Raw genomic sequence first — 13,929 nt, 5'->3', positions numbered from 1 at the left:
GAGCAAGCATGCCGAACTTTGTCGATCCCTCGCCGCCGGGGCAGTGCATCTTCTGCCGCATCGTGTCGGGCGAGATTCCCGCCGCGAAGGTGTATGAGGACGCGCTGACGATCGCGTTCATGGACATCGGGCAGGTCAATCCGGGGCACGTGCTGGTGGCGTCGAAGCGCCACGCGGTGACGCTGCTGGATTTGACGACCGAGGAATGCGCGGCGGTGATGCAGACGGCGCAGCGCATCGCGCAGGCGATCGGGCGGGAGTTCGATCCGCCGGGGCTCACGCTACTGCAGGCGAACGGCCCGGAAGGCGGGCAGACGGTGTTCCACTTCCACATGCACGTGGTGCCGCGGTATGCCGAGGACGGCGTCGGCCTGTTGTGGCCGCGCAAGGAGCCGCCGGTTGCGGTGCTGCAGGATTATGCGGCAAGGCTGAGGGACAAGCTGGGGACTTAACCCGGCCAATGGCCCTTCGACAGGCTCAGGGCGATCGGATGTATTCAATCGCCCGGTTAGTAGCTGAGCATCCCCGGGTTCCCGTGTGACGGGCCGCAGCCGTGCAGGCGGCTGCGGCCTGCTGCCTCAGGCGACGGCGTCGGAGGAGGTGTCGGCGACGGGCGCGGCGGCGACGTCGGCGTCCCGCATCCGCGTCGCCTTGCGCCGACGCGCGGGGGTCGGAGCGGGCGTTGCGACTTCGGCGGTGCCGCGGCGCGGGAGTGCGGCGCCTTCGTCGGCGAGGAATTTCTGCGCCGAGCGGTAGCCGACGTCGAAGAGGCGGGCGAGGTTCGAGCGCGACCAGTCGAGCGAGGTTTCCCAGTCCCGGGCCGCGATGTCGAACTGCACCGGCAGCAGGTTCCACTTGCCGGCGCGGTTGTGGCGATCCTGGAAGATCTTGGTGTCGTCGCGGGCGATCTCGACCAGTGGCACGATGATCGACAGCAGCCAGGCGTCGTAGAGGTCGCGCGGCTTGCGCATCAGCTTTTCGGCGCCGAGGACGTCGAAGACGACGATGTCGCGGACCGAGCGTTCGTTATCGACCAGCGACTTGTAGTTCAGGCAGTCGTGGGCGGCGCCTTCGTAGTAGAACTTCTCTTCGCCGGTTTTCGACTTCGGGTCCTTCATCCGGTAGGGCGGGTAGAGGAAGGGGAAGGCGAGCGCGGCGCGGATGGTGTCGGCGTTGATCTCGCCGCGGGCGCTGCTGAAGTTCTGCATGTAGCGGTCGTCGATGTTGAAGGCATTGACGTAGAAGCGCGTGCGGTGCGCTTCGAGCGCGGCGAAATCGACGATGTGTTCGAGGAAGGGCACGGCAGCGCAAAGGCCGAGGCTCTTGCTGTCGAGGTTGGTCGGGCAGAGGCTCGCGAACATCAGTTGCGCGAGGTCGGCGACGAGCTTGTCGGCGGCGCCGCTGCCGGCCGATTTCTGGATCGCCTGCAGGAAGGGGTTGGCCTGCATGAGGTTGCGATAGAGATCGGCGACCGGGCCCGGTTTCTGGAACACCTTGTAGTTGACCGGGTAGCGATCGTAGATCGCGTCCGAGACGCCCATCTCGACGGTGCTGCGCAAGGCGGCCTGGGCGTCGCCGCTGGCCGGGGCCAGGTAGAGCAGGCCGATCAGCGCGCCGGCGCCGGCGGTCGAGACGACATCGAATTCGACTCCGGCCTCGTCGAAGGCGCACAGCGCGCCCGACATGAGCGTCGCGTTCGGTGCGCCGCCACCGATGATCAATGCAGTTTTTGCCATTTGCTTTCCCCTTTGGTGAAGATCGAGCGATCGGTCGCTCGGACGTGTCGTCTGCGGGTTCTCCAGGGGATGCGGCTGGCTGCGCTACGATGGTCCCGTCACCACTCCATCGGATGGCGCGCCCGCTTCGGATCCTCGGGCTGCTCGGCTGGGCTTTCGCGTGTGCCGTCTTGAGGGGACGGCGCGGAAATATCTTGGACGGAGGGCGCGCGGCTGTCGTAGGAGCCGCTGGCGGGCGGGGCCGCGTTCGGGCGCTGGCTCGTGTGCTCGATCCTCGTGAACGAGGCGTCCGCGGGGGATGCGCCGAACAGGCACCAGCCGGCAATCGTCAGCGCGGCGACGAGGGCCGCGATGCCGACGATGGCGATCTTTGTCGTGCTGGTTGTAACAGTCGGTTGCATGACGAGGCAGTATGCGCGCGCCGTTTTTGGGGCGCAATTAGACGATAGGCATAGACGCCGATGCCGGTGGAAAGCGATGCGACGCTAGGCGAAGCGGGCGATTTCGCCCGCGATTGCGCCGAGCGGCACGCTGCGATTGACGGCGCCGAGCTTGACGGCTTCGCGCGGCATGCCGTAGACGACGCTGCTCGCTTCGTCCTGCGCGAGGGTCACGCCGCCGACGTCGTGGATGTCCTTGAGGCCGCGCGCGCCGTCGTCGCCCATGCCGGTCATGATGACGCCGAGCGCGTTGCGGCCGGCACCCTTGGCGACCGAGCGGAAGAGGACGTCGACGGAGGGGCGGTGGCGATTGACGAGGGGGCCGTCGCTGACTTCGACGACGTATTGCGCGCCGCTGCGCCGGAGTTGCATGTGGCGTCCGCCGGGGGCGATGAGCGCGCGGCCGGGGATCACGCGGTCGTTGCTGCGGGCTTCACGGACCTCGATCTCGCACAGCGCATCGAGACGCGCGGCGAAGGACGCGGTGAATCGTTCCGGCATGTGCTGGACGATGACGATGCCGGGGGCGGTGCGCGGCAGCGCGGTGAGCACGGCTTCGAGCGCCTGGGTGCCGCCGGTCGAGGTGCCGAGGGCGACGATGCGTTCGGTGGTCTGCTGCATCGCGGCCAAGGCGCGGGGGGCGAGTGCTTCGGCTGCGGGCTTCAGGGCGGGGGCCGGCAGGCTCGCCGCGCGCGGAGGCAGGCGGTTGAGGCGCGCGCCGGCGGCGGCCTTCACGGAGTGGATGAGTTCGGCCGCGGCCTCTTCGATCAGGAAGCGGCGCACGCCGATGCCGGGCTTGGTGACGATGCCGATGGCGCCGGCGGCGAGCGCTTCGATGCTCGTCGCCGCGCCCTTCTCGGTGAGCGAGGAGCAGATCACGACCGGGGTCGGGCGTTCGGCCATGATCTTCTTGAGGAAGGTGATGCCGTCCATGCGCGGCATTTCGATGTCGAGCACGATGACGTCGGGCCACTGGCGGTTCATCTTGTCGAGCGCGAAGAGCGGGTCGATCGCTGAGCCGATGACTTCGATGCCCGGGTCCGCGGCGAGTACGCCGGTGACGACCTGGCGCACGACGGCGGAATCGTCGACGACGAAGACTTTTATCCGTTCAGGCATAGGGTGTTTCCTTCGCAGTTATCGCACTGGGCAGGGGCGGCGGGCAGCGCGACGTGCTTGACCCAGACGTTGCCGGTCCACAGGTCGAAGACGACGTTGCGGTGGCCGACGCCTTCGAGATCCTCGCGCGAGGTGTGCAGGCCGTGCTGCTGCATCAGTTGTCGCCCGGCCTCGACGTTCTTGCGGCCGACGTGGTCCGCGGTGGAGCGTCCGGGGCGGGGCTGGCGGTCGGGAAACATGTTGCCGCCGCCGAACATCTTGATCTCGTAGTCCTGCAGGCGGGTGCCGGCGCGCGTGAGCTCGCCGATCAGCAGGCGCAGCGCCTCGTCGGCGTATTTGCCGTCGAGTTCCCCGGTTTCGCCGCGCCGGCGCGAGGGCAGCAGGTAGTGGCACATGCCGCCGATCAGGCGTTGCCGATGCCACAGCGAGATCGCGACGCAGGAACCGAGCAGCGTGCGGATGCGGGTGTGGCGGTCGCCGAAGTAGTGCTCGCCGGGGGCGAGGAAGATCTCGACGACGCCGGGCGGCGTTTTCATGGTTTGCGGTAGACGGACGGCGCGACCGGCTGGACGTGGTCGCTGATGCCGTTGAGGCTTTCGGAGTGGCCGACGATCAGGTGGCCGCCGGGGCGCAGCGCGCCGAGGAGGCGTTGCACGACCTCGCGCTTGGTGGCGACGTCGAAGTAGATCATCACGTTGCGCAGGAAGATCACGTCGAAGCTGCCGAGCTGGGGTAGGCGCTCGTTGAGGTTGACCTGGCGGAAGTCGATCCGCGACCGCAGGCTGCGCTCGATGAGGAAGCTGCCGTCCTGTGGCCCGACGCCCTTCAGGCAGAAGGCCTTGAGGTAGGGGCCGGGGATGTTGTCGGCGCGCTCGATTGCGTAATGGCCGGTGCGCGCCTGCGCGAGCACGCGGGTGCTGATGTCGGAGGCGACGATGTCCCAGGGCGCGTCGCCGAGGCAGTCGGCGAGCAGCATCGCGAGGCTGTAGGGCTCCTCGCCGCTCGAGCAGGCGGCGCTCCAGATGCGGAAGGGGGCGCCTGCGCGCCGCGCGGGCAGGATGCGGTCGCGCAGCAGCGCAAAGTGCTTGGGTTCGCGGAAGAAGTAGGTTTCGTTGGTCGTCAGCAGGTCGACGGCCGTCTGCACTTCCTGCGCTTCGCGGCCGCTGGCGAGCAGGCGCAGGTATTCGCCGTAGCTCGCGAGGCCGTAGTGCCTGAGGCGTTTGTTGAGGCGGCCGCACACGAGCGCCTTCTTCTCCGGCGCGAGATGGATGCCCGCGAGCCGGTGCAGCAGCTTCTGGAACTGCGTGAATTCGGCGTCGCTGAGGCCGCGGGCAGCGGGGGGTTCGAGGAGGGCGGCGTTCATGAGGTCTGCGTGATCGTGGGCGACATCGTCAGGCCGCGACGGCGCGCGTGTCCCAGGCGTCGTTGCCGCCGGAGGGGGCGAGCGTGGCGAGCTCGTCCATCGACAGGACGCGGTCGACGTTGAGGATGATCACGAAGCGGCCGTCGAGCTTCCCCATGCCGGCGATGAAGTCGGCGCGGATGTGGGCGCCGAAGGCGGGCGGCGGCTCGATCTGGTCGGGCGGGATTTCGAGCACCGCGCTGACGGCATCGACGATGATCCCGACGTCCTGGCGGTTGCTGCCGTCATGGGTGTCGGCGGCGGTCTCGATGATGACGATGCAGCTGCGGCGGTTGATCTGTGTCGCCGGGCCGGCGAAGCGGCGCGCGAGGTCGATCACCGGGACGACGGCGCCGCGCAGGTTGATCACGCCCTTGATGCAGTCGGGCATCATCGGCACGGTGGTGAGGCTGCCGTATTCGATGATTTCCTTCACGCCGAGGATGCCGACGGCGAACATTTCGCCGCCCAGCATGAAGGTGAGGTGTTGTTGCTGGCCGCTGTCCGCGACCGGGTCTGTGAGCTTGAGGCGTGCATTCATCGCGGTCTCCTGGAGGCGGGCTCAGAACTTGACGAAATCGGCTTCGGCGAGCGCGGGGACGGCTTGGCCGGCGCGCCACCCGGCGCTTTCGCGCAGGCGCACGACGCTGCCCCGCGCCTGACCGGACGGCTTTGCGGCAGGAGTCGCAGCCTGCGGCCTGGCCTTCGTGGCGGGCGGGGTGGCGGTGCGGAAGAAGGCCATCAGCTGCTGCAGTTGTTCGGCCTGGCCGCCCATTTCCTCGGCGGTCGCGGCGAGCTCTTCGGAGGCCGACGCGCTGTGCTGCGTCGTCTCGCTCAACTGGGTCATCGCGTTGTTGATCTGGCTGACGCCGGCGGACTGCTCCTCCGATGCGGCGGCGATCTCCTGCACGAGGTCCGAGGTCTTGCGGATCGAGGGCACGATCTCGTCGAGGAGCTTGCCGGCCTTCTCGGCGAGCGAGACGCTGTTCTTGGCGACTTCGCCGATCTCCTGGGCGGCGACTTGGCTGCGCTCGGCGAGCTTGCGGACTTCGGCGGCGACGACCGCGAAGCCCTTGCCGTGCTCGCCGGCGCGGGCCGCTTCGATCGCGGCGTTGAGCGCGAGCATGTTGGTCTGGTAGGCGATGTCGTCGATGATGCCGATCTTCTCGGCGATGCTGTTCATCGCGGCGACGGTCCGGCCCACGGCCTCGCCGCCTTCGCCGGCTTCGCGCGCGGCCTTGGCGGCCATGCCGTCGGTGACCTTGGCGTTTTCGGCGTTCTGGTTGATCGATGCGGACATCTGCTCGACCGAGGCGCTCGTCTCCTCGACGCCGGCGGCCTGTTCGCTGGAGCCCTGGGCGAGCGACTGGGCGGTCGCGCTGACCTGCTCGGAGGCGCTCGTTAGGTTGTCGGCGGCGGCGCGCACTTCGGTGACGGTGTCGGCGAGCTTCGCGATTGAGCTGTTGACGGCGTGCTTGAGTTCGTCGAAGGCGCCGCGGTAGTCGTGGTCGATGCTCTGCGTCATGTCGCCGTTGGCCATCGCGGCGAGCACGCGCTTGACGTCGGTGAGCGGGGCGACGATGGCGTCGAGCGTGCTGTTGATGCCGCCGACGATCAGGCGGAAGTCGCCCTGGTGGCGGGCGGCGTCGGCGCGGGTGTCGAGACGGCCGGCGAGCGCGGCATCGGTGAGGCCGTTGACGTCCTTGATGACCGCTTTGAGGTTGCCCCGCACTTGCTCGATGGTCTCGTTGATGAAGGCCTTCTTGCCCGGGAACTGTTCGAGCGGCGCATCGAAGTCGCCTTCGCCGAAGGCCTTCACGCAGGCCATCGCCTTTTTCTTCACGGCGATGTGGCCGGCGACCATGTTGTTCACGCCTTCGGCCATGGTCTTGTAGGCGCCGCGGAAGCTGTCGGCGTCGATCTTTGCATCGATGTCGCCCGCGTCGTGTTCGCGCGACATGCGGTCCATTTCGGCGATCGTGCGGCGCAGATTGTCGATCATGCCTTGGAGGCCGGTGCCGAGGCGCCCGACTGCATCGTCGCCACTGACGCCGACGTCGGCCGTCAGGTCGCCCGCCGCGGCCGCGTCGACGACCGTCAGGAGCTGCCTGACTTTGGCTTCGAGTTCTTCGCGGCGGCGCTCGGTTTCGCGCTGCTCGGCTTCGATCTGCTGCGTGAGCTTGCCGATGTAGGCGTCGATCGCGAGTCCCATGTCGAAGAAGATGACTTTGGTGAGCGATTGCAGCGCGTCGCAGAACTCGCGCTGGCGGTCGCGCCGGCTGAAGACGTCGCCCAGGCCGCCTCCCTTGCCGCCGCCGACCTTGTCGAGCAGCACTTCGGTGACTTCGCGCAGGAAGCAGTTGTAGGTGCCGAGGTACCACTGCGGCTTGAGGTCGACGCGCACGTGGGTGAGGCCCACCGTGACGCGGCCGGTGACGTAGCTTTCGTCGTAGTTGCCCGACAGCAGCTGGCCGAAGTAGCGCGTCTGCATGCCCTTGAGGCGGTTGATGTTCGTTTCGTCGCCGAGCTTCTGGCGCGAGTGCTCGAACTTCAGCAGGTGGGCGTAGAGCTTGTCGACGGTGGCGCTCATCGTCTGCTGCAGGACGGGGGCGACGGCGAGGATGCGTTCGGCGTCGCGCTCGTCGATGTCGAGGAACTGCTTGCGCTCCTGGATGCGGCCGTGGTCGAGGCCGATGATGCGCATGATGTCTTGCAGTTCGTTGCTTTGGCCGTGGCCGTGGCCGTGGCCATGGGCGTGAGGATTCATCGAAATCTCCTTCGACGTCGGGGGCTATGAGGGGCGGCTTAGAAGCGGACGAAGTCGGCTTCGCCGAGCGCCGGTTCGGCGGTGCTGCCAGGGCGGGCGCCTTTTTCGATGACGCGCGCGAGCCGCGTGCGGGCATCGGTCGCGCGGGCGGGGGCGGGGGCGGCGGTCGACATGGCGGTGGCGCTCGTCTTGAAGAAGGCCATCGTGTGTTGCAGCTGTTCGGCCTGGCTGCCCATTTCTTCGGCGGTCGCGGCCAGCTCTTCGGAGGCCGAGGCGCCTTGCTGGGTGGTCTGGCTGAGCTGGTTCATCGCCGCGTTGATCTGGCTGACGCCGGCGGACTGCTCTTCGGAGGCGGCGGCGATTTCCTGGACGAGGTCCGAGGTCTTGCGGATCGAAGGCACGATCTCGTCGAGGAGCTTGCCGGCGCGCTCGGCGAGCGAGACGCTGTTCTTGGCGACTTCGCCGATCTCCTGCGCGGCAATCTGGCTGCGCTCGGCGAGCTTCCGGACTTCGGCGGCGACGACCGCGAAGCCCTTGCCATGCTCGCCGGCACGCGCCGCTTCGATCGCGGCGTTGAGCGCAAGCATGTTGGTCTGGTAGGCGATGTCGTCGATGATGCCGATCTTGTCGGCGATGCTGTTCATCGCCGTGACCGTGTGCGTCACAGCTGAACCGCCTTCGTCGGCTTCGCGCGCGGCCTTTGCGGCCATGCCGTCGGTGACCTTGGCATTTTCGGCGTTCTGGTTGATCGACGCCGACATCTGTTCGATTGACGCGCTCGTCTCCTCGACGCTCGACGCCTGTTCGCTGGAGCCTTGGGCGAGCGACTGGGCGGTCGCGCTGACCTGCTCGGAGGCGCTCGACAGGCTGTCGGCGGCGCCGCGGACTTCGGTGATGATGGTCGACAGCTTTTCGACCATGTGCTTCATCGCGCCGAGCAGCCGGCCGGTCTCGTCGTTCGACGTCACGTCGATGCGCGCCGTCAGGTCGCCCGCGGCGAGTTGGTTGGCAACTGCGACGGCCTGCGCCAGCGGGCGGGTGATGCCGCGCGTGATCCACAATGCGACCGCCAGCGCGAGGATCAGGGCCGCCGAGGCGAGCCCCATCATCAGATTGCGCGCGGCCTCGTACTGGCGGTTCGCCTCCGCGCCGGCGGCAATCATCAGTTCAGCCTGGTAGTCGACGAGGTTCTGCACCGCGTCGGTGTAGCCGCGCAGGATGCCGATCAGGTCGGCATTGAGGTATTCGATCGCCTCGGCCTTCTTGCGCTCGGTGGTGAGCTTCATGATGTGGTCGCTGCCGCTGAAGTACTTCGCGCGCTGGTCGCGGATGTTCTTCAGCAGGGCGACGCCGCGCTCGGTCTTGACGATGGCGTCGAGCTTCTCGAGGTTGGCGCGGATGCGGCCGCGGGCGTCTTCGACTGCGTTCTGCTCGGCCTGCCAGCGCGCCGGGTCGTCGGTGAGCAGCATGTTGCGCAGGTGACGGGCGATCGCTCCGACGTCGCTGCTGATGGCGTTGGCCATCACCGTCTTCGGGTAACGGTCGTTGAGCATCAGGTTCATGTCCTCGTCGAGACTATTCATGCGGCTGATGCCGACGTAGGCGATGGCGAGCAGCAGCACGACGACGAAGCCGAAGCCGAGCGACAGGCGCATGCCGATTTTCATGTTCCGGAACATTTTGGGAACTCCTGGATCAGTGGATGGCGGATGAGGGGGTGGCCGGAACAGGGCCGGATTTGCGGGCCGACGTTTCCTGCCGTGCGCCGGCTTCGCGGCTCGCCGCCTGCTGCACGGTGGCCGGGACGTCGAGGATCAGCGCGACGTCGCCGCTGCCGAGGATGGTCGAGCCGGAGATGCCGCGCAGGTGACGGAAGACCGCGCCGAGCGGCTTGATGACGGTCTGGAATTCGCCGAGGAGGCGATCGACGACGAGGCCCGCCTTCTGCCCGGCGAAGCTGACGACGACGACGTTTTCGCGCCGCGCGGCATCGCCTTCGATACCGAAGAGCTCACGCAGGCGCACGAAGGGCAGCACCTCGCCGCGCAGGTTGAGGTAGTGGCGGTTGCTGCCGGTGTCGCGGCCGGATTCGGGCAGTTCGAGGCATTCGACGACCATGTCGAGCGGTACGACGAAGGACGAGCCGGCGACTTCGATCAGGAAGCCGTCGATGATCGCGAGCGTCAGTGGCAGGCGGATGCGCATCATGGTGCCGACGCCGGCCGTGCTGTCGATCTCGATGCTGCCGCGCAGCGCCTCGATGTTTCGGCGGACGACGTCCATGCCGACGCCGCGGCCGGAGAGGTTGGTGACCTGTTCGGCGGTCGAGAAGCCGGGCTCGAAGATCAGGTTGAAGATCTCGTGGTCGGCGAGGTTCTGGCCGGCCGCGACGAGGCCGCGTTCGATGCCTTTCTGCAGCAGCTTGTCGCGCGGCAGTCCGCCGCCGTCGTCGGAGACTTCGATGATGATGCTGCCGGACTCGTGATAGGCGTTGAGGCGTACCGTCGCCCGCGCCGGCTTGCCGCGGGCGAGGCGCACCGCGGCGGGTTCGATGCCGTGGTCCATCGCGTTGCGCACGAGGTGCATCAGCGGGTCGTTGATCTTCTCGACGACCATCTTGTCGAGCTCGGTGTCGTCGCCCGAGGTGACGAGCTCGATGTCCTTGCCGAGCTCGCGGCTGACGTCGCGCACGACGCGGTGGAAGCGGCTGAAGGTCTCGCCGATCTCGACCATGCGCAGGCTCAGCGCGCTGTCGCGCAGCTCCTCGATCTGGCGACCCATCAGCGACATCGCCTCGTTGAGCAGGCCGTCGCCGGCGCGGCGCGCGTGCAGCGCGGCCGAGGCGCCGGCGATGACCATCTCGCCGACCTGATTGATCAGCGCTTCGAGCTTGGCGGCGTCGACGCGCACGAACTTGGCTTCCTGGCCGCGGCGCGGGACGGTGGACGACCGCGACTGCGGTACCACTGAGGGTGCCGGGGCGAGGATGGGGGCGACAACCGGGGCGGTCACGGGGGCGGCGGGCGCAGTCGGTGCCGGTTCGTCCGCCATCGCCGTGACGAGCTCGACCGCATCGAGCGTGCCGCAGGCGAGCAGCAGCTCGGCGGCGCGTTCACGGCCCTCGGGCATCGCCGCGATAAGCTCGCGGTAATCTGCGAGCGGGCTATGTGGCGGCAGGATGACGATGCGGCAGTCGTCGCGGACGAAGTCGAAGGCGCCTTCGATCGCGTCGCGTTCGGCGGTGCTGCGCAGCGCGATCTCGAAGCCGAGGTAGCAGCGCTCGGGGTCCATCGCATCGGCGGCGGGCATGCCGTCCCACAGCGCGACGGTGCGTTCGATTTCGCCGAGCGTTGCGAGATAGCGCAAGAAGGCGGCCGGGTCCATGCCGTTGGCGAGCACGTCGGGGCCGAAGCGCAGCGAGAGGTGCCAGGTATCGCTCGCGACGCCGCCTTGCGCGGGCGACTCGTCGTGGCGCGGGCAGGGGGCGAGTCCGCAGTCGGCGGCGCGGCAGGTGGTCGCGCGGCAGGGGCCCTCGGTCGCAGGCGCAAGCTCGTGCGACAGCAAGCGACGCAGCCTTTCGAGCAGGATTTCGCCGCGCGGGGCGAGCGCGTTGGCGGCGGACAGGTTGTCGCCGGAGACGGTGGCGACGAGGTCGCCGATGTGGTCGCGGCATTCGAGGAGCAGCGCGGTCAGCTGGTCGTCGATCGGTAGTTCGCCGTCGCGCGCGCGGTCGAGCACGCTCTCGGCGACATGGGCGAAGCGCACGATGCAGTCCAGGCCGAAGAGCCCGGCCGAGCCCTTGATGGTGTGGATCGCGCGGAAGGTGGCGGCAATCGCGTCCGCGTTGTCCGGCTCGCGTTCGAGCAGGAGCAGGCAGTCGTCCATGCTCGCGAGCAGTTCGTTGCTCTCGGCGATGAAGGTCGGCAGGGCGGCGTCGATGTTCATGCTGGCTGATCCATGCCGACTTCGACGCTGTCAGGGGCAGCGAGCGGGGCGGCGACCGGCGGGTAGCCGAAGAAGGCGCCGAGTCCGAAGAGATCGAGCAGGTCGGCGACCGCAGGGCTGATCGCGGTCAGGCCGAAGGCCTTTCCGACCGCCGCCGCGTAGTGTTGGGCGAGGATCAGCAACTGCAGGCCGGCGCTGTCGATCTCGGCGACCGCCGAGAGGTCGATCGCGATCTCGCCGCATTCGTCGAAGCGGGCGAGGAACTGGCCGTGCAGCTCGCGCGCCGCGTAGACCGTCATCTCGCCGCCGATCCGCAGGCAGCCGGGGGTCGCGTCCGTGTCGAAGGTGATTTCCATGCTCTTCTCCTCGTCCTTGCGGCTCAGGGCAACACGAGCTTGGAGACGGCCGCGAGCATCTGCGCCGGCAGGAAGGGCTTCACGACCCAGGCTTTCGCGCCCGCGGCCTGGCCTTCGAGCTTCTTCGCCTCCTGCGATTCGGTCGTGAGCATGATCACCGGCGTAAAACGGTGCTCCGGCAGCTTCTTCACTTCCTTGACGAAGCTGATGCCGTCCATGACCGGCATGTTGACGTCGCTGATGATCAGATGGACCTTGCGTCCGCCGATCTTGCCCAGTGCGTCCTTGCCGTCGCAGGCTTCGATGGTGTCGTAGCCCGCGCCCTTCAGCGCGATGCTGACGACCTGGCGCAGCGAGCTGGAGTCATCGACAACGAGAATGGTCTTGGTCATGGTGGCGTCCTCCTAGAAGAAAGTGATTTCGCTGGTGGCGGGGCGGGCTGTCCCGCCGCCGTGATGGACGGCGCGCTGCTCGTCGGTCGTGTAGCTGCGCGCGAGATCGTCGAGCCAGGCGGCGACATCGACCGCGCCGGGGGCGCTGCTCCCCGCCTGGGCGGCGAGCTTCTGCATATCGTCGTCGATGTGGCCCAGCATCTGGCTCACCCGGTCCTGGAACTGCAGTGACACGAGCACGTCGGCGACTTCGCCGCGGATGCCGCCGCTCTCGCGCTGCAGGATCTCGGCCGAGGCTTCGAGGCCCGCGATGCCGCTGTGGAAACGCTCGAGGATCGCGGCGACCGCAGCGTCGGCGTCGGCCATGCTCTGCTCGTCGGCGTGGGCCTGCTGGTTGGCGGCCTGCAAGGTCGTGTCGATCGCGCTGGTGACGGCGGCGATGTTGGTGCTGATGTGCTTGCCGGTCTCGCTCGACTGGCGCGAGAGTTCGCGCACCGCATCGGCGACGACCGCGAAGCCGCGTCCCGCTTCGCCCGCCCGTGCTGCCTCGATTGCGGCGTTGAGCGCGAGGAGGTTGGTCTGGCCGGCGATCTTGCCGACCTCGTTGGCCATGGTGCGCAGTTCGTCGGCGAAGGCGGCGAGGCGGGCCACTTCGTCGAGCAGATGGATCTTGCTGTCGAAGGCGGTGCGCAAGGACGCGAGGATGGCGCCGAGCTCGTTGCGGCTCGCTTCGAGCATGCCGACGATGCCGCCGTCGTGGCCGCTGTTGCCGGCCGCTTCGTGCGAGGCGCGGACCGCCGTGTCGAGCTTGTCCGAGATGCCGGCGAAGCGCGCGGACAGCGCGGCGATCGCATCCTCGGTCTGTATCCGCACCGTCTGCAGATGACCGCTCCACACCGGCAGGATGCCGCCGCACAAGGCTGCGAACCGGCCGGCGTCCTGCTCGCCGCGCGCCGTTCCGGCGCTCGCCTCGGATTCGATCAGCGCCGCCGCTTCGCGCACATGGCGTTCGGCGGCGCGGCGGCACGCGAAGACGGTGCCCCAGGCGGCCAGTACGCCGCCAACGAGCAGGATGGCGACGAGGACGAGGTTACGCGGCGCAATGCCGCCCAGCGCGAGGGCCAGTCCTGCGCCGGCGGCGGTGCCGAGAAGCGGCGCGAGCCAGACGGCGGCGGGCACGCCGCAGGGGCGAATCGATCGATCGTTCACGAGTTCGCCTCCGCGAGGGATTGGACGGTGCAGGCGAGCACTTCGAACTCGCCGGACTTGTCGAAGAAGTAGTCGGCGCCTTCGGCCGCGCAGCGCTGGCGGTAGATCTCGTGGTTGCTGAACATCAGCACGCGAGTGGCCGGGCGTTCGCGCTTGATCGTCTGCAGCAGGTCGAGCCCACTGCCGTCGGGCAGTTCGATGTCGAGCAGCACCAGTTGCGGATGCGACGCGCGGAATCGGACAAGGCCCTGACCGAACGTATCGGCGATCTCGGTCTCGAGCGCCGGCAGCTTGCCGAAAGCGCGCTGCAGACGCGTGCTGACGGGCTGTGAATCTTCGACAATGAGCAGCTTCATCGGGCGTCCCGCTGGCTGGTTCTGGATGGAGCCATTTAAGAGGAAGACGGCCGCGGGCACCGTCGGGGAAGGCGGAATCGCGTGTCAGGAAGGGCTGCTTTTGCCGTCAGGAAATCCCTACCCCGGCATTGCAGCCCGCCGGCTGCTGCGGAGCTTTCGGGTGCGCCTCCGGTCAAAAAGTCGGTGCGCGCGAGCCCACAGCGTTGG

The 13,929-nt window shown here is 68.1% G+C and carries 14 protein-coding genes; 1 reads left to right on the top strand and 13 read right to left on the bottom strand.

The window, feature by feature from the left end; all coding sequences use genetic code 11:
• Positions 1-8: 8 nt before the first annotated feature.
• Positions 9-452, top strand: coding sequence for an HIT family protein (locus VJ673_RS01750; protein ID WP_324124289.1), 444 nt, complete (start codon positions 9-11; stop codon positions 450-452).
• A gap of 126 nt (positions 453-578) precedes the next feature.
• Here the strand turns inward: VJ673_RS01750 and VJ673_RS01745 are convergent, their stop codons facing one another.
• The 13 genes from VJ673_RS01745 to VJ673_RS01685 all read right to left on the bottom strand — a co-directional run bounded on the left by VJ673_RS01745 (position 579) and on the right by VJ673_RS01685 (position 13,722).
• The gene (locus VJ673_RS01745; protein ID WP_324124288.1) at positions 579-1,736 is read right to left on the bottom strand and encodes a patatin-like phospholipase family protein; all 1,158 of its coding nucleotides are present in this window, start codon (positions 1,734-1,736) and stop codon (positions 579-581) included.
• A 98-nt stretch (positions 1,737-1,834) separates the two neighbouring features.
• Positions 1,835-2,137 (bottom strand): hypothetical protein, encoded by a 303-nt coding sequence (locus VJ673_RS01740; RefSeq protein WP_324124287.1) that lies wholly within the window; start codon positions 2,135-2,137, stop codon positions 1,835-1,837.
• 84 nt (positions 2,138-2,221) lie between these two features.
• Positions 2,222-3,295 carry a protein-glutamate methylesterase/protein-glutamine glutaminase gene (locus tag VJ673_RS01735; RefSeq protein WP_324124286.1) on the bottom strand — a complete coding sequence of 358 codons (1,074 nt, stop codon included), beginning with the start codon at positions 3,293-3,295 and terminating at the stop codon, positions 2,222-2,224.
• Entirely contained in the window at positions 3,280-3,831 is a 552-nt protein-coding gene (locus tag VJ673_RS01730; RefSeq protein WP_324124285.1) for a chemotaxis protein CheD, read from the bottom strand. Before VJ673_RS01730 ends, VJ673_RS01735 begins: the two co-directional genes overlap by 16 nt.
• The gene (locus VJ673_RS01725; protein WP_324124284.1) at positions 3,828-4,658 is read right to left on the bottom strand and encodes a CheR family methyltransferase; all 831 of its coding nucleotides are present in this window, start codon (positions 4,656-4,658) and stop codon (positions 3,828-3,830) included. The genes VJ673_RS01730 and VJ673_RS01725 overlap by 4 nt, the downstream gene beginning before the upstream one ends.
• Before the next feature lie 28 nt (positions 4,659-4,686).
• The gene (locus VJ673_RS01720) at positions 4,687-5,238 is read right to left on the bottom strand and encodes a chemotaxis protein CheW (protein WP_324124283.1); all 552 of its coding nucleotides are present in this window, start codon (positions 5,236-5,238) and stop codon (positions 4,687-4,689) included.
• 21 nt (positions 5,239-5,259) lie between these two features.
• Positions 5,260-7,464 (bottom strand): methyl-accepting chemotaxis protein, encoded by a 2,205-nt coding sequence (locus VJ673_RS01715; protein ID WP_324124282.1) that lies wholly within the window; start codon positions 7,462-7,464, stop codon positions 5,260-5,262.
• 38 nt (positions 7,465-7,502) lie between these two features.
• Positions 7,503-9,143 (bottom strand): methyl-accepting chemotaxis protein, encoded by a 1,641-nt coding sequence (locus tag VJ673_RS01710; RefSeq protein WP_324124281.1) that lies wholly within the window; start codon positions 9,141-9,143, stop codon positions 7,503-7,505.
• A 16-nt stretch (positions 9,144-9,159) separates the two neighbouring features.
• The gene (locus VJ673_RS01705; RefSeq protein WP_324124280.1) at positions 9,160-11,409 is read right to left on the bottom strand and encodes a chemotaxis protein CheA; all 2,250 of its coding nucleotides are present in this window, start codon (positions 11,407-11,409) and stop codon (positions 9,160-9,162) included.
• Positions 11,406-11,765: an STAS domain-containing protein gene (locus VJ673_RS01700; protein ID WP_324124279.1), complete on the bottom strand. Its 360-nt coding sequence runs from the start codon at positions 11,763-11,765 to the stop codon at positions 11,406-11,408. The genes VJ673_RS01705 and VJ673_RS01700 overlap by 4 nt, the downstream gene beginning before the upstream one ends.
• Before the next feature lie 23 nt (positions 11,766-11,788).
• Complete coding sequence (locus tag VJ673_RS01695) at positions 11,789-12,157, bottom strand: response regulator (protein WP_324124278.1); 369 nt, start codon at positions 12,155-12,157, stop codon at positions 11,789-11,791.
• Between the two features lie 12 nt (positions 12,158-12,169).
• Entirely contained in the window at positions 12,170-13,366 is a 1,197-nt protein-coding gene (locus VJ673_RS01690) for a methyl-accepting chemotaxis protein (RefSeq protein ID WP_324124277.1), read from the bottom strand.
• Positions 13,363-13,722, bottom strand: coding sequence for a response regulator (locus tag VJ673_RS01685; RefSeq protein WP_324124276.1), 360 nt, complete (start codon positions 13,720-13,722; stop codon positions 13,363-13,365). The genes VJ673_RS01690 and VJ673_RS01685 overlap by 4 nt, the downstream gene beginning before the upstream one ends.
• Positions 13,723-13,929: the final 207 nt, after the last annotated feature.

It is taken from the genome of Aromatoleum sp., from assembly GCF_035254505.1.
Taxonomy (GTDB): Bacteria; Pseudomonadota; Gammaproteobacteria; order Burkholderiales; family Rhodocyclaceae; genus Aromatoleum.
The sequence above is the reverse complement of the archived record's forward strand: the minus strand, read 5'-3'. Positions and strand labels throughout refer to the sequence as shown.